Raw genomic sequence first — 18,870 nt, 5'->3', positions numbered from 1 at the left:
TCCTGAGCCAGGATCAAACTCTCCATTTGATTCTTTCTCATTTTTATACTCTGACGAGTTTTGTTTATTTCTTGTATTTCTTTTGAAATTGACGTTTCCTGTTTAGTTTTCAAAGACCATTTTGCACTAAAGTTCTCTTGAGTGCCTACATATAATACTACTTCAGGGGCCAGTTGTCAAACATAAAACTCATTTATTGCAAAAAAAATCCACGAGGTTACTTAAACTCGTGGATTGATAAATATTTGTCGAAATAACGATGAATAGTATCGTCTTTGAATGGATATTCTTTATGTTTAGCCAGTTCAACGAGGCGATTTTTCTCATCTTCAACAATTCTTATGATGGATTCACTATAGTGCATCTTTTTTTGATGCAATTCAAATTCATCTTCATCCAAAATGATATACTTACCATCCGGAAATACTTTCACATCCAAATCATAATCTATATTCTTCAATGACTCGCCGTCGTACACACTTGGCGAAGCAAGATTGCAGTAATAATAAACTCCTTTAGCACGGATCATAGCAATGACATTATACCAACGATTTAAATAGTAGAAGCAAATTGCGGGTTCTCTAGTAAACCACCGACGTCCATCAGATTCGACGACCCACGTTTTATATGTAATGAGAACAATTTTCTCGTCATCGGCTGATAATACCGTTCCACTTGACCATGTTCTATGAAGCGATCCGTCATGCTTATAACTTTGTACGTAGATTACTTCTCCAACTTTCGGTTTCATAATGTTCCCTCCCAATCAATATTCAATAATAGCTAATTTAAAATATAATTTTCTTATTTCAATTTTGGTCTTATTAATAGAACTAAAAATGCACTTATTATCATCGTCGGCACCATATAGGACGCATTGTAAAGCATCACTCCGCCAAGGACGTTCCCTTCGTAATACGAAGCAAAGAAAAGCCATCCTGCAATATTATGCCACATAAATCGCAGAGCATTCGACATAATTGCGCCAGTGGGGAATGTCTTGTCTTCAAACCTTAGATCTTTAAAGAGCACCGCTGTAGAGTATGACATGTAAGAAAATACATAATCTGCCATGAATTGTCCTACAGTGAGAAAGTACGGAGGTGTGATTAACAGCATAATGATGATGGAAATTGTAGACACTAGCAAAGATTTTTTAAATCCCAAGTGATAACTCGCTATAATCAATGCTACTGCACTAATGGAAATACTTCCACCCTGGGGCATTTTCAATAATCCAAATGTAACACTTATATACTCCAATACTGTAAATAAGGTGGCATACATGGCAATTAGAACTAAATCTTTTGTTTTCATAAAAAAAACCTCCACACAAGGCGCAGGGTAAAAACAGAACTCCCTCCGCTAGTCTTAACTAGATCAGGTTTTGAGGGTTATTTTCTCAACCATTTGGTTCCCCTGTTCACTTTTAATTATAACATTTATGTTTGTTTTTTCAATGTCACTTTGTAATGAAGTCAACGAGCATTCTGTAGGATATCCCATAGATTTTTACATTTTCAATTTCTTCAAACAACAGGATATTCGAATTAACAATTTTCGATAATAACGGTGTTTCGTCAATATCTATATCTAAAAATGAAATTATTTCTCCATCTTTAATTGCTGTATTCCTTTTAATTGACTTCGTTATGTCGTGGGCATATGCAAGTTTAGCTTCTGGAACATGTGCGGGTTCTCCAAGAAAGAGTATTGTTGCATTTAACTCGTACATATCTTGAAATATCGATTTATCACCGTATGGGTAATCGACTTTAACATGTCTGGCAAAGAACTTTGCGTACTTACCTATATGTCCAATCATTAAAGACGGATGGTGGGCAAATGTTGTCTCATCTTTTAAGAGCATTAATTGAAGCATTCTTCCCGATGAGAGAATAATTCGTTCTTGGGTTGTAACAAGTGGTTTTAGTACCTTTTGGGATACGTTATTATTAAACGTATTATCACCAATTATCGAAACAGTTCGGTCTTCTATATTTTTTAACAGCATATCAAGCACATATTTTGATACAAGTGCAGGAACATTGCTATTTTCATGTATTATTAATACACCGTCTGAAGGGACATCAAGTCGCTTAAGGAGTGATTGAATTTGATCTTGATTCACTTTCTGTTCCATATGTTCCCTTTCCAGCCTTTATTTACTATGTGAATGTGCAAGCTTGCTCGCAGCTGCAGCTGCAATTGCGCCGACTATATCATCGATAAAGGTATTGCATTGCCCTGCATCATGATCATTGAGTTTTCCGATAATTCCAGGTTTTACTTTATCAATATAACCATAATTTGTGAGTGCAATAGAACCATAAAGGTTACATATTCCATATGCCATAACTTCATCAATACCATATAATCCTTCATCAACTCTTATGATATTTTGAATTGTTTCATTACCAAATGCACCCTTGTCAACTTGAATATCAATATTAATAGCGGTCATCAATGCATTTTGTACTTCTCTTTTTCGGATTACGCTTTTAACGATATCTTCAATATCGATTTCGTGAATGTTCGCGATGTAGTCTTTTTGTAGATAAACCACACAATCAACTATATCTTTAAGGGTTACACCGCGTTCTTCTAATAACGCAATGCAGTCATCATACATTTCATTCATTATTGAGTCCTCCAGTACTTTGTCACCTAATTATACATCATCTTTTCTGTAAAACATAGTATCCCTTTGGGATTGAATGAAGTACAATAATTTCAGGAGGTATATTATGAACTTTTCAGAATTAAACAATAAATTGAATGCTTATTCTTTAGCATTAACAACGATGTCGTTTGATGCGCAGACGATAGCACCTAAAATGGGAGATGCATATCGAAATAGCGTAATGTCTTTTTTATCTGGTGAGTACTTTTCATTGTTCACCAGTCATGAAGCCTATGTAGCCTTAACTGACGCTTTATTAAATGAGGATCCAATTATCGCTAAAAGTGCGGCGCAAATGTTAGAGAGCTTAAATAAAATCAAAGATATCCCTTACGATGAGTACGTAGCGTTTGAAAATCTAAAACTTGCGTCTCATAATGTATGGGCTGATAGCCGTAAAAATAAGGACTATAGTACTTTTGTTGAGAACCTGAATGAATTAATCACATCTCATCGAAACGTTATTTCATATCGACCAAATGGTGCATCCATTTATGACGCATCTTTAGATGATTATGAAAAAGGATTAACAATTAACATTGTCGATAATTTCTTTACAACGATCAATGACAAAATTGTACCATTCATCGATAAGGTAATTGAAAACCAAGCACCGCGTCCTGCATTTATGAGTGCTTTTGTTTCAATTTCAAAACAACGTGAAATTTCTGAGTTAGTAATGACACATCTTGGTTATAGTATTGATTTTGGTCTTCTTGGCGAAGCTGAGCATCCTTTCAGTAGTACATTTTCAATCAACGATACTCGTATTACAACTACATATCACGAAAATGACTTTACACAAAGTATCTTCTCGATAATTCATGAAATTGGTCACTCCATGTATAACCATCAAGTTAACCCAGAATTTGAGGGTTACGCTATCGCTGATTCGATGAGCATGAGCTTGCATGAATCGCAGAGTCGTTTTTTAGAAAACATGATTGGTCGTTCTGCTGCATTTTGGACACCGCTTTATCCAAAATTACAAGCAATTATACCTGATGTTCTTGGAAGCGTTTCACTTGATGAATTTATTCGCGGTATCAACTTTGTTGAACGTGGCGCAATTCGTATTGAAGCTGATGAATTGACATACCCACTGCACATTCTTGTTCGTTACAATATCGAAAAATTGATGTTTGTTGAGGCGCACGACGCACATGGGCTTGATCAAAAGTTTGCCGACGAAATGGCTCGTATCTTAAAATTAACACCTGCATCAGTAAGCGAAGGGATTTTACAAGACATTCATTGGTCCGATGCATCATTTGGTTATTTCCCAACATATGCACTTGGTACAGCATATGCTGCACAGTTTATGGCGGCGATGGAGAAAAATCTTGATGTGGAACAAACATTACGTGACGGAAATTTATCATTAATATTTGATTGGCTACGTCAAAACATTCACCAATTTGGCGGGTCAATCGAAACACAGGACCTTATTTTGAAAGTCTGCGGAGAGGCTTTTAATCCAAATTATTATGTGAATTATTTAATTTCAAAATATAGTACATTAGTAGGCATACCTTTTGAATGACCCGACCCCATGTGCTATGATGTAGCCATTAGGAGGAAGTACTATTATGACATACAAACTACCAGAATTGGCTTATGCTTATGATGCTTTAGAGCCACAAATTGATGCGCGTACAATGGAAATCCATCATACAAAACATCACCAAACATATATTACAAATTTAAATGCGGCTTTAGATAAACATGAAGCTTTGAAGGATAAATCTTTAGAAGATTTAATCCGCAATATAAATGATGTTCCTGAGGACATTCGTGTTGCTGTTCGCAATAACGGTGGTGGTCATTTAAACCACTTAATGTTTTGGGAAATCATGGCTCCTGCAACAGGACAACAACCTGAAGGTGCATTGTTAGAAACTATAAATAGCACATTCGGTTCAGTTGATGCATTTAAAGAAAAATTTGATGCAGCAGCTAAAACTCGTTTCGGGTCAGGTTGGGCTTGGTTAGTCGTAAATGCTGACAAACAATTGGAAGTAATTTCAACACCTAATCAAGATAATCCACTTATGGATGGACTTGTTCCTGTTCTTGGCCTAGATGTTTGGGAACATGCATACTACCTCAATTATCAAAACCGACGTCCAGACTACATCCAAAGCTGGTTCGATGTTGTTAATTGGAGTAAAGTTGCTGAATTATTTGAAGCTGCAGTCTAGTTAACCTCAAGGAAATCTGAAAACAGTATACAAACTAAAACGGTACATTTGGTACCGTTTTTTTGTTATCTTTTTCTAATCAATGTTCTTTATTTTCTTTTTAGTATCGAAACAGAATACAATGACTCCTATAATGATTAGCATTGCACCAAGACTTATCCCAAAGCCACTCACTCCCGTTGGCGGTAAGGGATCCGATTTTGAATCACTTGATTTATCATTTTCTACAATTTCGTTAACCTCTATGCCTGGCTCTGGTGTCGTTTCTCCTCCTGGTTTTGGGGTTGTTTCTCCTCCTGGTTTTGGCATCACTTTCTCTTTTTTGTTGAGTGTAATCGTTGTTGTAACACCATTTAAATTTCTCGTGTCAACAACAAATACATTATTTCCAATTTGAGATACATTATTAGGTAAAATTACTTCTGAAAATTCAACATCCGTTGAGATCATGATTGAATCTTGTGCTTGAGTTGGATCTGCAACGTTAATATCAAATGACTTTGCATGTTCATCAATTAGAACCGATGTTGGTGAATGTATTGTATAGTCCATCACCTTATGAGGTCCTTGGCTCCACACATTAATCCCCAACGTATTGTGTTTTTTATCAAGAACAGCTTGAACGTCTTTGTTGTTCTCAATAATCTCAAAGAAATCCTCCACAGTACTTAAGGAACTGATTTCTACGGCAGGTGCCATCATGTACGCATACGTTGCTTCTTGCACGTTAGCACCGTGATTCACAATAATCTTCTTATATGTATCAGTATATTCATTGCCACTTAATTCAGTCTCTGAGTGTTGCAAATATGTATCTGTATTTGTTTCCGTTTGAATGGTGACGGATTGATCTTGAAGCATCATGTATGCGAGATTGTTCGAAGATTCATACGCTCCAAGAATCATCCATTCTCCTTTTTTCACATTGTATTTTCCGTCGGTAATTGCTTTTTCATCTTTATCTATCAACGTATAACCTGTATCACTATCAAGGATGCGATTTTCAACGACTGTTTCGATTGTTGTTGGGGTTGTTCCATTTATATCCGTCCCAAGTGCAATGATATTTCCATCCATCACAAACCATGATTTTTTAGCGGTTAAATCCATACCCATGTTTTTACCATTATTTTTCATGCCATTTTTATCAAGTTGCATTCCAATAACAGCGTTAGTATCATTACTTGTTCCACCAACCCATTTTTGTGGCGAAAGGTATGAAACCCATGCTTCAGTTGTATCTTCTAGAGGTCGCGTGTCTACCGTTATTCCAGGTAGACGATACATATCGACAGTCGCCCAGTATGATTTTCCGAATTGCTTGTCCTCGTTTTGGAGGTAAACCATTCCATCTGCCATATGCCACCCTTTTAAGTTCTCTTTATTGCCTGTGGCATATGCTGATACTCGGTTGGAATACATTGAGAGCCCTAAGTGGTAGTCTTGAGCACTGTATACGTATCGGTCCATATTTGAAAACATCTTACTTCCTCTAAGTGGGACAAAATCTGCTGGCAGCGTATCTCGATTGATAAAATCGTTCATTGTTACTAAGTCTGCGATACTAGAGCTTATTTTGAGGTAGTATTCTGGATCTTGTTGAATCCAGTATTGCATTGAGTTTTGTAGTTGAATGCCTTGATTGTTATTAAGTAAGTCTCCTGCTTGCGCGAGTACTTTTACGCTATCAGATCCTGATGCATCTCTATTATGAACATATTCGCGTGCAATTGATCGTCCTTTAACAAAAGGTAGAAATGTTCCTTTGAACATAACTGGGACCGTTGCATTATAGGTCATTGCAACGAATCGATCTTTTGTTGTTGCTGGAAGATCGTATGCTGTCTCGTTCACAATTGTCAGTATTTTTGTGACGGCTTTTATTAATTCGATTCCATATGAACCTACATACGGCTTATTTTCGTGAAAAATAAAACTTCCATCATCATAAAACCCTTCACCTTGCGTAACGTAGTCAAATTCGCCCTTAATACTTTCGATACTTTCAGCGATAATTTCTGGATTTTGGTCAAGTATTCCGATACCAAGACGAGTATAGGCAAAATCTGTCCGGTTAGCTCCTGAAGTTTGTGGTCCTGTATAGACAAAAGGAACAAATACTTCACTGCTTCCTTGACCAAAAAGTTATTTATAGGGATCTGGTACATATAATTTTAAGATTCCGATATATTCGTTTAGCTCTTCATGCGTCAAAGTATCTTGTATCATGAAAAGGATATTTATCAATTCATGCGGAATTCCGATTTGCCAGTTCCACCAGTTTCCATAGTATCCTTGTCCATTGTATTGTTCGATTTCTACAATGTGTCGTAATGCGTCTTTAATCGTTTGTAACATAGTACTATCTTGATAGTAGGCAGTACCGTATGTTGCGTAATCTTTGGTCAAAATTCCGATATTTTTGACATTTCGTGAGAGATAGTCGTGTTTGAGTTCTTTATCATTACGCGCCCATAAAGAAGTCCGATTCGTATCTTTATTGAGTATCTGGTTAACTTGCGTACCATCATTTGAAATTTTTTGAACATAATCTCTAACATATACATTTGATTGTAGGCCCGTATCTACGCCTAAATCTCCAGTTAGCGATTGGTTCCATCGTTGGGTCATTACTTCTATATCGTGTGCTTCGTCACCATAGATTGGCATAAATGGTACAGATCCAATTCCTAGTACCATAATAAAGAGTAGTATTGTTCCTAGTTTATATAATCGTTTCATTATTCCTCCTGTGAAAACGCTTCGATTATTAAAATAGCACACCGCATCTCGATGTCAATTGAGCAACTGTATTTAACTTATTATATTTGCGTGCAATCAATGTCTATCAAAACCACTTCTTAATGGCTTTCTAAGCATTACCTTGAGTAACTAACGATTTTAGCCTCGAAATACAAACACCAAAATTGCGTATGTTTTACACAAGATTGTTTATGCTCATTTCGGTCTCTTCAGTTTCGTGCAACGACTTATTTTTAGAATGTGGACGCATAAATGTCTTTCGTCATTTTACCAGTATCTACGGAATCAAAGAATTAAAAAAAACGCTACATAATGTAACGTTTTAGTTTATTGCCTGAATGTATAACAAATAATTGCAGTCGCAATCGCAACATTTAATGATTCAAAATTACTGGTTTCTATTTTTGTGGTGCCATCGCATCGTTTGAGAACTACATCACTGACACCTTGTCCCTCTGATCCAACCACAAAAGCAATTGCATTATCGGTAACTGCTGACAATGGCACTGTATTATCTCCCAAGTATGTTGCATAGACCGATACAGATTCACCTTTCAAACGGGTGATTGCGGCTTCGAGTGACATTCGTATAACTGGCATATGGAAAATCGACCCTTGGGTTGATCGGACAACCTTATCATTGAATTCATCCACACTATCGTTCGAAACGATGACTGCATCAAATCCAAAACTGTGTGCGGTGCGTATTATCGTGCCGAGGTTCCCTGGATCTTGGACCCCATCACAAAGTATGAATCGTTTCCCATTTTGTGGCCATCCATGCTGTGGTTTATCAACTTCAGTAAACAGTGTTGATCCTGATTGAGTCGTCGATAGTTTGTGTGCAATGACATCGGTAATTTCCACATCAAATCCTGATCCGATACCATAAGTTGTGTGTTTAAGTCCAGATGCCTTTACTTCTTGAAGTAGGTGTTCTCCTTCGACAAGAAGTTTACCATTAGCATCACGATACTTTTTCTTTGATAATTTTAAGAGTGACTTGATGGTTTCGTTATTGACGGATGTAATTTTCATAATTAACTATGAAGGACGTAATCACAACGCTCACACAATCCTGCATCGTTAATTGAGCTCACAACATTCCAGCATCGTTGGCAAGTTTGACCATCGTATTTCGTAACCGTTACGTCAATTGCTTCGCTTTCGACGGCTTCAAGAGTTACATGTGACACAATAAACCATTGTGATAGATGTTTTCCAAGAATAGACTCGACACGTGCTAATGTCGCACTATTCATTGAAATTGCAACCGCTGCTTCCAGTGATTTCCCAATTTCTTTATCCGCACGTTTGACTTCGAGTGCTTTAAATACTGTTTCGCGAACCTTAAAGAGATCTTGCATGTCCGCTTTTTCTTGTTCAGTAATGATTTCATCTCGAATGTCAGCAAATTTTGTGAGATGAATGCTTCCCTGCTCTGGTTTAAAGATTTGATACATTTCTTCTGTTGTATGTGGCAAGATTGGTGCAAGGAGTTTTAAGTATGTATCGAGTGTATGATAAATGACAGTTTGAATTTCACGTCGTGCACGGTCATCTTCTTTCTCAATGTAAAGAATATCCTTTGTATAGTCTAAATAATATGACGACATCGTATTAATTAGTGAATTGAGTACTGCTGTTGTTACTTTTTGATAATCGTAACCTTCATACGCTTTACGCCCTTCGTTATTTACACGAATCGCTTCGTTCAAGACATACCGGTTCATTAACGATAAATCTTCAATTGCAATACCGTCAGTATCAATGTTGAAGTTGTTCAAATTACCGTGCATGAATCGGAATGTGTTTCGAATCTTACGGTATGACTCGCTCACTTGTTTTAGAAGGTCTTTTGACATTGTAATGTCTGAGTGGTAATCAACACTTCCCACCCAGAGGCGTAAAATGTCTGCACCCATTTCGGATGTGATTTCATTTGGACTGAGCCCATTAGATTTTGATTTACTCATTTTTTCACCAGAATCCAGTTTGATGAAACCATGCGTAATTACTGCTTTGTAAGGTGCAATGCCGTACAACGCTACTGAAATAATGAGTGATGAGTTAAACCATCCACGGAATTGGTCAGCTCCTTCAGCATATGCATCAACCGGAAGTGGTGTTTCGTTGTGATTTAATGCAGCTGTATGCGATGATCCTGAGTCAAACCACACATCCATGATATCTTTTTCTTTTGTAAAGATTCCATTTGGAGAATTCGGATGTGTATAACCAACAGGCAACAGTTCAGCAGCCTCTTTCTCAAACCAAATATTTGAACCATGTTCTTCAAAGAGTGTCGCAACATGTTCGAAGACTTCTGCATCTATGATTGGTGACTCGTCTTCTGCATAGAAGATTGGAATTGGAACACCCCACGCACGTTGACGTGAAATTGTCCAGTCACCACGATCTGCAATCATATTATGCATGCGTTTTTCACCCCATTTTGGATACCACTCAACACTAGCAATTTCGTCAAGAATTTGTTGACGGATTCCATCAATCGATGCAAACCATTGCGTTGTAGCACGGTAAATAATTGGAAGCTTCGTTCTCCAGTCGTGTGCATAACTGTGAGTAATCCAACCCATTTTTAAGAGTGCACCCTCTTCTTCTAAACGTAGTGTAACGGCTTTGTTCGCTTTTTCAAAGAACATGCCTGCAAACTCACCTGTTTTTTCATTGAGGTGACCCTGTGCATCAACAGGTCCAAACGGTTTAATGTCATATTTTGCAGCAACATCAAAGTCTTCTACCCCGTGGTCAGGAGCTGTATGAACGCAACCTGTACCAGCTTCATCAGTTACGTGATCACCATTTAATACAGGTGAAATGCGTTCGTAAAGCGGATGTTTGTATGTAACATATTCAATATCTGACCCCATAAATGTTGTCAAAATCTCATAGTTTTCAATTTCTAATTCTTTCATTACGGATTCAATGCGAGATTGCATCATCACAAGAACCCCTTTATCAGTTTTTACACGTGCATAAGTCATCACTGGGTTAACTGAAATTGCAAGGTTTGCCGGAATAGTCCATGGTGTTGTCGTCCAAATGACCAGTTTATCATTTTCTTCTACGACACCTTTTCCATCAACAACATCAAACGCAATATAAATCGCTGGATCACGTCGATCTTGATACTCAATTTCAGCCTCTGCGAGTGCTGTCTCACTGGATGGTGACCAATAAACAGGTTTTAATCCTTTATAAATCATACCTTTGAGTGCCATTTGCGCAAAGACGCGAATTTGTTGCGCTTCGTAGTCTTTATTGAGTGTAATGTAAGGATTTTTGTAATCACCAATTTTACCAAGTGATTTGAAATCTTTCATTTGGATTGCAACTTGTTCACGTGCATATTTCTCACAAAGCGCTCTAAATTCATGTAACGGCATTGATTTACGATCTACACCTAACTTTTGAATTGCATTTTCAATCGGTAGTCCATGTGTATCCCAACCTGGTCTAAAGGGTGTTTTAAATCCTGCCATGAATTTTGTGCGGACAATAAAGTCTTTTTGAATGCTGTTTAATGCATGACCAATATGTATGTTTCCGTTAGCATATGGAGGACCATCATGTAATACAAAGAGTGGCGCACCTTCTGCTTCTCTGGTTGTTTGCATTGCTTCATAGAGATTTTCTTCATCCCATTTTGCTTGGATGAGTGGTTCTTTTTTACTGAGATTCCCTCTCATTTCAAATTCTGTTTTCGGTAACAGTAGTGTATCTTTGTATTCCATAATTTCCTCCTATATACAAAAAAAGACGTCCTTAGATAAGGACGTCTTCGACGCGGTACCACCTTAATTCACAATTAGAAATTGTGCACTCAAATGCGGTAACGCCGCCGACGTGTTTCTTACTTTATTCATAGAGTGTTCAGAAACAAGCTCACAAGTGATAAACCCATAAGGCCCTCTTCGTTCTCACCAACCACGAAGTCTCTGCAAGGGATGCTTATTGATTATTGTCTTGGTCATCGCCAATTATTAATGAATAAGGCGCTTCGGGAAGTTCAAGTCCTTCAATCGCTTCTTCTAGATTTTTAATTTTATCTTTCAATTCATCACGAAGCAAGTTCGATTCATTTGAAATTCGTGCAATCTCAACAAGCACTTGACGCGATGTTGACATTGCTTCACGAACAATCATATCTGCATTTGAATAAGCATTTTCAATAATGTCGTTTGCTTCACGAAGGGCAAGGCGTGACATTTCTTCTGACGCTCGTTCACGAACAGTGATTTCGCCAACAAGTTGTTGATACCTCTTTTTAATGAGGTCACGTTGTTCTTGGAGTGTATCAATCTGTTTCTTATAGATTTGTGTTTGTTTTTGCAACAAAACGCGTTCACGTTCTAGTTCCGAGATTGTCTGATCTACTTCAAAGCGATCGTATCCCTGTTTCATAATGCGAAATGCATGATTGTTTGACATAGTGTCTAAGAATCAAATTCTTCAAGGTTCATACTGATTTCACCTTGTACACCAATTGTTTTAGGAGTACATAGAATTACATTATGACCTATTTTTTGAATTGATCCATCAAGTGCAAAGACGACACCTGTTAAAAAGTCAATCGTACGCTGTGCGTAATCACGTTGTAAACGGTGTAAGTTTACAACAGCAGCGCGTTTTTCTTTTAAATAACGTGCTACTTCCTCAGACTCCTCAAAGGATCTTGGTTCGAATAGAACCATCTTTGTATCACTTGGTAATTTTGTTCCATCGCTTGCGCGTGGTGTTTCATAATCGCTCAATGTTTCTACCTCATCATCTGAAAATTCTAGGTATTCGTCATCTTCTACCGGCGTTAGAATGTTTTTAAGTTTGTCTTTAAAGCTCATATCCAAACCTCCATTTGTGTAATTATAGCATTTTTTCTACTGAACTTAAAATAAATTTTGTTATTCTACCTCAAGCAGACCATAGTCACCATCTAAACGCTTGTAAACAACAGCTACTTCATTGGTTTCATCATCAGTATAAATGAAGAATGTATGACCAAGCATTTCCATGTTTAAGATTGCATCGCTTAGGTCCATTTTTTCTGCAGCAATTGTTTTGGTTCTTACTAATTCTGCTTCTTCGTTTTGTTTTGTTTCTGCCTCTTGATCTTCGATCATTGAAATGAATGCTTGTGATAAGCCTTCGCGGTTTTTCTTAGAAATACGTGTCTTATGACGACGAATTTGATCTTCTAATTTATGGACCACTTTATCAAGTGCAGCATAGAAATCTTCGGTCATTACTTCTGCACGTAATGGTCCGATTTTTGAAGTAATAGTTACTTCAACTTTAACGCCTGTTGGGTATGTATTAACAACAACGTTTGCACGCCATGTATCGTCAATTTCGAAATACTTGTGTAAGAATTCCAATTTTTCCTCTACTGCTGCGTACATCGCCTCTGTAATGTCGACGTTTTTTCCATGAATACTGATTAACATAATAAAACCCTCCCTATTATAGTGTTATAGATTTAATAAATACTATTGTAATACTTCATTTCTTTACCAACAGGTCGCCCTGTATCATATTGGCAATCTCTGAGTATGTCATCAAATGTCACACTAGGATCTGCAAGTGCTTCATTGAGACGATCAACAAGGATTACACCTAGTTTAATTGAGTAATCGTACAAGTCGACGAAGCTTAGTCGCGATGTATCGTTTATATCCGTTGGATTTGACCAAACATCGTGTTTTAAATTAAGCACATCATGTTCTGAATCCAGTTTTCCATTCACCACATGACTCGTGAGTGCCCAGGGTTCCAAGAACTTGTTTTCATATGCCCGGATGACAGGCGTCTTGATGTTACTTGGATCATATAAGAATCCAAGTGCCGTCTTGAAAGTCACAATTGATTCTTCTATGACTTGTGGGCTCGTTTGAATATCAAACACATTTGCCAATAACATTTGGTAAAATGATGCGATAACACGACGCTCCGTCGCATCAACATCCACAAATCGTGTCGCTTTCAATTTTTTCATGTCTCTTCGTTTTACGTAAGATACCATGAGGGCGTCAATCATTGACTCGTAACGGAAATGCCAGTATTTCGTTTCATTTGCAATTTCGCCACCGCGATAGAACACAAATGGATGTGCTAACATATCTAGTGACCAATGCATAAAATGTCCCGAAAGAAATGCAATGAGAATTGCACGTCGTTCTGGATCTTGAACTTGACGAACAAATGATACAGCTTCACGATAGAAGTCATTAATGTGTTCGACATGAACTAAGTTTCCATACCCACCGACTTTTTTATTCAAAGCTTGATCTTGCCAAGGCAAGGCTTTGTAGTAAAAAAGAAGGTCAGGTCCGTTACTCCCAAGCAAGTAAGCTTTAGGATGTTTTGCGATTGCCTCTTGGACTTCTGACACCTCTAGTTTGTTGTAAACGTCGAGCGCCATCAATCCGTGTGTTATTACATTAGGTATGACGGCCACCTCCTTTAATCTATTGTACCAAAAATGCTTAAAGAGTTCATCCTTTTAACGTATTTTTCATGTTGATATATTCAAAATTTTGGGAACGGGCGACTGCAGCATTTGTAATGTGACCATCATAGGCATTAAGACCATTAAATAGACCTTCATTACTTTGGATTGCTTCCAAAGCGCCACGATTGGCAATTTCTAGACCATATCGAATTGTCGCATTCCCCAACGCATGAGTGGATGTTTGTGGGACAGCACCCGGCATGTTCGTAACACAGCAGTGCACAATGCCTGAGTCAATAAAAATTGGATTTTGGTGTGTTGTCGGTTTGCTAGTTTCAAAACATCCCCCTTGATCGATTGCAACATCCACAAGAACTGTTCCTTTTTCCATCAGTTCTAGATGTTCACGACGTACAAGTTTTGGTGCCTTGTCGCCTGGAATCAATACACTACCAATCACAATGTCAGCACGTTTCAACTCTTCTTGAATATTATGCTCATCGCTGAAGATTGTATTGACACGACCATTAAAGACATCCTCGATGTATGCTAGACGATCAAGATTTGTATCCAAGATACTTACAGATGCTCCAGTTCCAAGTGCTGTTTTACATGCACTCATACCGACAACGCCAGCACCAATAATTACCACATGACCGCCATGAACTCCCGGAACACCCGATAGAAGAATTCCTTTACCACCGTAGTGACCTTCAAGGTATTTTGCTCCTTGTTGAATTGAAAGTCGTCCTGCAACTTCTGACATAGGACGTAATAACGGTAAACGACCTTGCGGATCGGTAACTGTTTCATAAGCAAATGCCGTCACTTTTCGGTCTACAAGTGCCTGTGTCAGTGGCGCATTATCTGCCAAATGAAGGTATGTGAACAATATTTGTCCAGCACGCATCAATGGATATTCACTTTCAAGCGGTTCTTTAACTTTTATCATCATGTCTACTTGTGCCCATACCGCTTCAGCGCTATCGACAATCGTAGCTCCAGCTTCGCTGTATAGTTCATCAGGAAAACCGCTTGCCTCACCCAATCCGGATTCCACAATCACAGTATGCCCTGCATTCACATACTCAAATGCATGGGTCGGCATTAATCCCACTCGGTTCTCGGATTCTTTTATTTCTCGTACACAACCTACAATCATATTAAATCCTCCTTAATTTTTATGAGTAGTTCTTCTCGGTTTCCACGCCACGTCACATAATCATCATGGACGTCCGGCTGACGGTTAATTAAGTCATCCGTAATCAACCATGTTTCCATACCTAGTTTTGCAGCCATCATATCTTCTTGTACATCATTTCCAATCATGACGCAGTTTTTGGGTTCTAAGTCACAAACACTCATAATTTCTTGATAATACATTGGATTAGGCTTGCAGAAATGATTCGATTCGAATCGTGTAATATAGTCAAAGTCTTCAGGTTTAAATCCTGCCCATTCGATACGTTTATCAGTAGCTATCTTAGGGAACAAAGGATTTGTCGCTAAAATAACGGTATATCCTTTTTGTTTGGCATAATGGATTGCTTCAATCATCGCCTGACTTGGTTTTGTTGCTTTTTGAATTTCTGAAAACGGACCGTTGTAGTACTGATCCATTGTTTCCTTAATATATGCGGTTGCTGATGCGCCAATCAATGCTTCAAATGCTTTCCAAAAAGTTGTTTCATTGGTTCGATTTGGATCAGTATTTTGAATCATCGCTGCGGTTGCTGCCCACAGGCTTTTCGCTAATTTTTCAGGTTCGATAGTATCCTTCGCAAAGGTTGTTAGCGTTCCAATATAGAGACGTTCAAAATCTTTGTTATCCAAAGGTAATACAGTTCCATCTAAATCAAATAATAGTGTCTTTTTCATTATGCACCCCCTAGTACTCTAAAAGTATATCATATTGTGTTATTTTTCTGTGAAGACTGTGTTCACAATCCGTCGTTTTATTGCTAATAATCCTTAATTTTGTTATAGTTTACATGAAAGTGAGGTGGCAACATGGAAGGTCAAAGTTGTAGTTCTAGTATATGTAGCACTTGTTCTTTAGACGATGATCCCTTGGGGCCTCCCTCGGGTTATTATCTATTTTAGTGCGCTTTTTCTGATGAAGGAGGGCTTATTGAATGACATCAAAAAATAAAAATATTCTAGACTTGCTCCAAAGTTCCCAAGAGGAACTCTATGATAATTTGGGAGCGTCGCCAACAGGGTATACTCTCGACCAAGCAGAGCAAAAACTTGAAGAGCTTGGTCCAAACGCGATTTCACAGGGGACGAAAAAGCATCCAATTATTGGTTTTGTAAACGTATTGATTAATCCATTTAACTTAGTGTTAATGGTCGTTATTGCAATTACACTAATTACTGATGTAATTGTTCCGGTATTTTTCTTGACTGGGGAAACACCCGATTATCTCACCATCACAATCTTGACTGTCATTGTCATGATTTCAACACTGATTTCATTTGTTCAAGAAGAACGTTCCAGTGCTGCTAGTGAGAAATTACTCAACATGGTTTCGAATACCACCGCAGCACTTCGTGATGGCGTCTTTACTGAAATCCCAATTGATGATTTAGTGTTGGGTGATATTGTCCGACTATCAGCAGGTGATATTATCCCTGCAGATATGCGCGTCTTATCTGCAAAAGATTTATTTATTTCTCAAGCGACCTTAACCGGGGAATCACAGCCTATCGAAAAATTTGTTAAGTTCGACGAAGATCAAATGATCACAGAGTCTGATTATTCTAACTTGTGCCTCATGGGAACCAACGTGGTCTCAGGTAGTGCCCGTGCAATGGTCATTCGGACTGGTGATGATACATATCTTGGCCGAATGAATACAAGTCTCAAAGAAACAAAGCAAATCAACAGTTTTGAAAGTAGTATTTCAACAATTAGTTCGCTTTTAATGCGATTAATGTTAATTATGCTACCCATCATTTTTATCATTAATGGCGTTTTGAAGCATGATATTGTTGAGGCCTTCTTGTTTGCGCTAACAGTTGCAGTTGGTCTTACACCAGAAATGCTTCCCGTTGTATTAACCACAAGTCTTGCACGTGGTTCTATCAACATGGCAAAGCATCAAACAATTGTTAAATCCCAAAGTTCTATTTCTTCCTTTGGAGAAATGGATATACTTTGTACAGATAAAACCGGAACTCTAACACAAGATAATATTGTTCTTGAACGTTATATGGACGTTAATGGTGAAGATGACATGCGTGTCCTTCGCCATGCATTCTTAAACTCATACTTCCAAAGTGGCCTTAAAAACCTAATTGATCTCGCGATCATCAATCGTGCTGAATCATATAACATGGATGACCTTGTCAACTACTATTCAGTCGTAGATGAAATCCCATTTGATTTCTCTCGCCGTCGAATGAGTGTCATCTTGGAAGATGGTAATGACAAACGCCAACTTATTACTAAAGGTGCCGTTGAAGAAATCGTTAAATTATGCCGATACATTGATCGTAATGGCGAAGTATTTGAACTCAACGACGAAATTCGTAAAGAAGCTATGGAAGTCTACTCACAACACAATCATGATGGATTACGCATGATCGCTGTCGCTCAGAAGAACAATGTTCCTACAGAGCACGAATTCGGTGTCGAAGATGAAAGTGATCTCGTATTAATTGGATTTATTGGTTTCCTTGATCCACCTAAAGAAAGTGCGAAACCTACAATCGAAAGCCTGAACCGACATGGTGTCAAAGTTGTTGTTATTACAGGTGATAGTTTAGGTGTTGCTAAAAAAGTAAGCAGTAAAGTTGGAATCGATACTGAGATTACTTATATGGGTGATGAAGTAGAAGCGATGAGCGATGAGGAATTACGTGATGCAGTTGATCACTGTCACCTCTTTGCTAAGATTTCTCCAGATCAAAAACAACGAATCGTTAAGGCATTCCAAGATAAAGGCCATACCGTTGGTTTCTTGGGTGATGGTATCAACGATGCCCTCGCATTGAAGCAAGCAAACGTCGGTATTTCGGTTGACAGTGCCGTTGATATCGCAAAAGAATCTGCGGATATTATTCTATTAAAGAAAGATTTAACCGTTCTTGAAGAAGGAATCCTTGAAGGTCGTAAAACAATTGTAAACATGATCAAGTATTTGGAAATGGCAGTCAGTGGTAACGTGGGAAATATGATTTCCGTCTTGGTTGCAAGTCTCTTTGTACCATTCCTACCACTATTACCAGTTCATATTCTTGTTCAAAACCTCTTAAGTGATTTAGCACAAACAGGTATTCCATTTGATAATGTAACTGAAAAGGAGCTCGAGAAGCCGCGTAAACTTGAGTCAAAATCGCTCGTGAAGTTCATGAAACTCTTTGGACCACTCAGTTCAATCTTCGATATCGCATGTTTTGTTGTATTGTATGCAGTCTTTGATGTTCGAACACCTGAACATGCAACCTTATTCCAAACATTCTGGTTTGCGTTTGGTATTATCTCGCAATCCTTGATTATTTTTGTAATTCGTACAAAACGTCCTTTCTCGCTTGGAAATCTCCCTTCAGGCGTACTAGTATTTGTATCATTCCTAGCAATCGCAATCACGTTGCTGTTTGTTACAACACCATTAGCATCAACAATTGAACTCCAAGTACTCTCCTCAGCACACCTCATGTGGGTTGGCGGAATTGTACTTATGTATATCATCGCGACTTCAGTTATGAAACGCATTTGGTTTAAAGATATTATCTAATTTAAAGGA

The 18,870-nt window shown here is 38.0% G+C and carries 16 protein-coding genes, 1 pseudogene, 1 riboswitch and 1 other annotated feature; of the genes and pseudogenes, 3 read left to right on the top strand and 14 right to left on the bottom strand.

From position 1 onward, the window contains the following. Nucleotides 1-217 precede the first annotated feature (217 nt). The 4 genes from GVV22_RS10050 to GVV22_RS10035 all read right to left on the bottom strand — a co-directional run bounded on the left by GVV22_RS10050 (nucleotide 218) and on the right by GVV22_RS10035 (nucleotide 2,641). On the bottom strand, nucleotides 218-751 hold the full coding sequence (locus GVV22_RS10050) for a DUF402 domain-containing protein (RefSeq protein WP_159649928.1): 534 nt from the start codon (nucleotides 749-751) through the stop codon (nucleotides 218-220). A 53-nt stretch (nucleotides 752-804) separates the two neighbouring features. Beyond that, the gene (locus GVV22_RS10045; protein WP_159649927.1) at nucleotides 805-1,317 is read right to left on the bottom strand and encodes an energy-coupled thiamine transporter ThiT; all 513 of its coding nucleotides are present in this window, start codon (nucleotides 1,315-1,317) and stop codon (nucleotides 805-807) included. Between the two features lie 23 nt (nucleotides 1,318-1,340). Continuing rightward, nucleotides 1,341-1,431, bottom strand: a riboswitch (TPP riboswitch). 31 nt (nucleotides 1,432-1,462) lie between these two features. Beyond that, nucleotides 1,463-2,143 (bottom strand): AAC(3) family N-acetyltransferase, encoded by a 681-nt coding sequence (locus GVV22_RS10040; protein ID WP_159649926.1) that lies wholly within the window; start codon nucleotides 2,141-2,143, stop codon nucleotides 1,463-1,465. A gap of 18 nt (nucleotides 2,144-2,161) precedes the next feature. Beyond that, nucleotides 2,162-2,641: a phosphatidylglycerophosphatase A gene (locus GVV22_RS10035; protein ID WP_236261952.1), complete on the bottom strand. Its 480-nt coding sequence runs from the start codon at nucleotides 2,639-2,641 to the stop codon at nucleotides 2,162-2,164. A gap of 106 nt (nucleotides 2,642-2,747) precedes the next feature. Here GVV22_RS10035 and GVV22_RS10030 point away from each other — a divergent pair, with 106 nt between their 5' ends. Continuing rightward, nucleotides 2,748-4,226 (top strand): carboxypeptidase M32, encoded by a 1,479-nt coding sequence (locus GVV22_RS10030; protein WP_159649925.1) that lies wholly within the window; start codon nucleotides 2,748-2,750, stop codon nucleotides 4,224-4,226. Between the two features lie 46 nt (nucleotides 4,227-4,272). Further along, on the top strand, nucleotides 4,273-4,884 hold the full coding sequence (locus GVV22_RS10025; protein ID WP_201290719.1) for a superoxide dismutase: 612 nt from the start codon (nucleotides 4,273-4,275) through the stop codon (nucleotides 4,882-4,884). Nucleotides 4,885-4,959: 75 nt separating this feature from the next. Here GVV22_RS10025 and GVV22_RS11080 read toward each other — a convergent pair whose 3' ends face one another. The 10 genes and pseudogenes from GVV22_RS11080 to GVV22_RS09975 form a co-directional block, all read right to left on the bottom strand. Continuing rightward, nucleotides 4,960-5,583: a polysaccharide lyase beta-sandwich domain-containing protein gene (locus GVV22_RS11080; protein ID WP_236261953.1), complete on the bottom strand. Its 624-nt coding sequence runs from the start codon at nucleotides 5,581-5,583 to the stop codon at nucleotides 4,960-4,962. Further along, nucleotides 5,581-7,515: pseudogene (locus GVV22_RS11075) on the bottom strand (polysaccharide lyase family 8 super-sandwich domain-containing protein); the annotation flags it as partial. The gene GVV22_RS11080 and the pseudogene GVV22_RS11075, both read right to left, overlap by 3 nt. A 459-nt stretch (nucleotides 7,516-7,974) precedes the next feature. Beyond that, entirely contained in the window at nucleotides 7,975-8,685 is a 711-nt protein-coding gene (locus GVV22_RS10010) for a TrmH family RNA methyltransferase (protein WP_159649922.1), read from the bottom strand. 2 nt (nucleotides 8,686-8,687) lie between these two features. Beyond that, nucleotides 8,688-11,405, bottom strand: a complete 2,718-nt coding sequence (ileS, locus tag GVV22_RS10005; protein WP_159649921.1) for an isoleucine--tRNA ligase — start codon at nucleotides 11,403-11,405, stop codon at nucleotides 8,688-8,690. Nucleotides 11,406-11,439: 34 nt separating this feature from the next. Then, nucleotides 11,440-11,654 (bottom strand) — a binding site (T-box leader). Next, on the bottom strand, nucleotides 11,623-12,102 hold the full coding sequence (locus tag GVV22_RS10000) for a DivIVA domain-containing protein (RefSeq protein WP_159649920.1): 480 nt from the start codon (nucleotides 12,100-12,102) through the stop codon (nucleotides 11,623-11,625). It overlaps the preceding feature by 32 nt. 5 nt (nucleotides 12,103-12,107) lie before the next feature. Beyond that, nucleotides 12,108-12,512, bottom strand: a complete 405-nt coding sequence (locus GVV22_RS09995; protein WP_159649919.1) for a cell division protein SepF — start codon at nucleotides 12,510-12,512, stop codon at nucleotides 12,108-12,110. 60 nt (nucleotides 12,513-12,572) lie between these two features. Next, nucleotides 12,573-13,115, bottom strand: a complete 543-nt coding sequence (gene hpf, locus GVV22_RS09990; RefSeq protein ID WP_159649918.1) for a ribosome hibernation-promoting factor, HPF/YfiA family — start codon at nucleotides 13,113-13,115, stop codon at nucleotides 12,573-12,575. Nucleotides 13,116-13,147: 32 nt separating this feature from the next. Continuing rightward, nucleotides 13,148-14,089: a zinc dependent phospholipase C family protein gene (locus GVV22_RS09985; RefSeq protein WP_236261951.1), complete on the bottom strand. Its 942-nt coding sequence runs from the start codon at nucleotides 14,087-14,089 to the stop codon at nucleotides 13,148-13,150. Between the two features lie 73 nt (nucleotides 14,090-14,162). After that, nucleotides 14,163-15,281, bottom strand: a complete 1,119-nt coding sequence (gene ald / locus GVV22_RS09980; RefSeq protein ID WP_159649916.1) for an alanine dehydrogenase — start codon at nucleotides 15,279-15,281, stop codon at nucleotides 14,163-14,165. Next, the gene (locus GVV22_RS09975; protein WP_159649915.1) at nucleotides 15,278-15,997 is read right to left on the bottom strand and encodes an HAD family hydrolase; all 720 of its coding nucleotides are present in this window, start codon (nucleotides 15,995-15,997) and stop codon (nucleotides 15,278-15,280) included. The genes ald and GVV22_RS09975 overlap by 4 nt, the downstream gene beginning before the upstream one ends. 257 nt (nucleotides 15,998-16,254) lie before the next feature. On the opposite strand from GVV22_RS09975, the gene mgtA reads away from it, so the two are divergent. Beyond that, the gene (mgtA, locus tag GVV22_RS09970) at nucleotides 16,255-18,861 is read left to right on the top strand and encodes a magnesium-translocating P-type ATPase (RefSeq protein ID WP_159649914.1); all 2,607 of its coding nucleotides are present in this window, start codon (nucleotides 16,255-16,257) and stop codon (nucleotides 18,859-18,861) included. The last annotated feature ends 9 nt before the right edge of the window (nucleotides 18,862-18,870 follow it).

This window comes from Erysipelothrix aquatica (genome assembly GCF_009828825.1).
Taxonomy (GTDB): domain Bacteria; phylum Bacillota_I; class Bacilli_A; order Erysipelotrichales; family Erysipelotrichaceae; genus Erysipelothrix; species Erysipelothrix aquatica_A.
The sequence above is the reverse complement of the archived record's forward strand: the minus strand, read 5'-3'. Positions and strand labels throughout refer to the sequence as shown.

Bases quoted from the DNA above. Each gene is read 5' to 3' on its own strand.
- GVV22_RS10050 (WP_159649928.1), bottom strand. From the start codon at position 751: ATGAAACCGAAAGTTGGAGAAGTAATCTACGTACAAAGTTATAAGCAT.
- GVV22_RS10045 (WP_159649927.1), bottom strand. From the start codon at position 1,317: ATGAAAACAAAAGATTTAGTTCTAATTGCCATGTATGCCACCTTATTT.
- GVV22_RS10040 (WP_159649926.1), bottom strand. From the start codon at position 2,143: ATGGAACAGAAAGTGAATCAAGATCAAATTCAATCACTCCTTAAGCGA.
- GVV22_RS10035 (WP_236261952.1), bottom strand. From the start codon at position 2,641: ATGAATGAAATGTATGATGACTGCATTGCGTTATTAGAAGAACGCGGT.
- GVV22_RS10030 (WP_159649925.1), top strand. From the start codon at position 2,748: ATGAACTTTTCAGAATTAAACAATAAATTGAATGCTTATTCTTTAGCA.
- GVV22_RS10025 (WP_201290719.1), top strand. From the start codon at position 4,273: ATGACATACAAACTACCAGAATTGGCTTATGCTTATGATGCTTTAGAG.
- GVV22_RS11080 (WP_236261953.1), bottom strand. From the start codon at position 5,583: ATGGCACCTGCCGTAGAAATCAGTTCCTTAAGTACTGTGGAGGATTTC.
- GVV22_RS10010 (WP_159649922.1), bottom strand. From the start codon at position 8,685: ATGAAAATTACATCCGTCAATAACGAAACCATCAAGTCACTCTTAAAA.
- ileS (WP_159649921.1), bottom strand. From the start codon at position 11,405: ATGGAATACAAAGATACACTACTGTTACCGAAAACAGAATTTGAAATG.
- GVV22_RS10000 (WP_159649920.1), bottom strand. From the start codon at position 12,102: ATGTCAAACAATCATGCATTTCGCATTATGAAACAGGGATACGATCGC.
- GVV22_RS09995 (WP_159649919.1), bottom strand. From the start codon at position 12,512: ATGAGCTTTAAAGACAAACTTAAAAACATTCTAACGCCGGTAGAAGAT.
- hpf (WP_159649918.1), bottom strand. From the start codon at position 13,115: ATGTTAATCAGTATTCATGGAAAAAACGTCGACATTACAGAGGCGATG.
- GVV22_RS09985 (WP_236261951.1), bottom strand. From the start codon at position 14,089: ATGGCGCTCGACGTTTACAACAAACTAGAGGTGTCAGAAGTCCAAGAG.
- ald (WP_159649916.1), bottom strand. From the start codon at position 15,281: ATGATTGTAGGTTGTGTACGAGAAATAAAAGAATCCGAGAACCGAGTG.
- GVV22_RS09975 (WP_159649915.1), bottom strand. From the start codon at position 15,997: ATGAAAAAGACACTATTATTTGATTTAGATGGAACTGTATTACCTTTG.
- mgtA (WP_159649914.1), top strand. From the start codon at position 16,255: ATGACATCAAAAAATAAAAATATTCTAGACTTGCTCCAAAGTTCCCAA.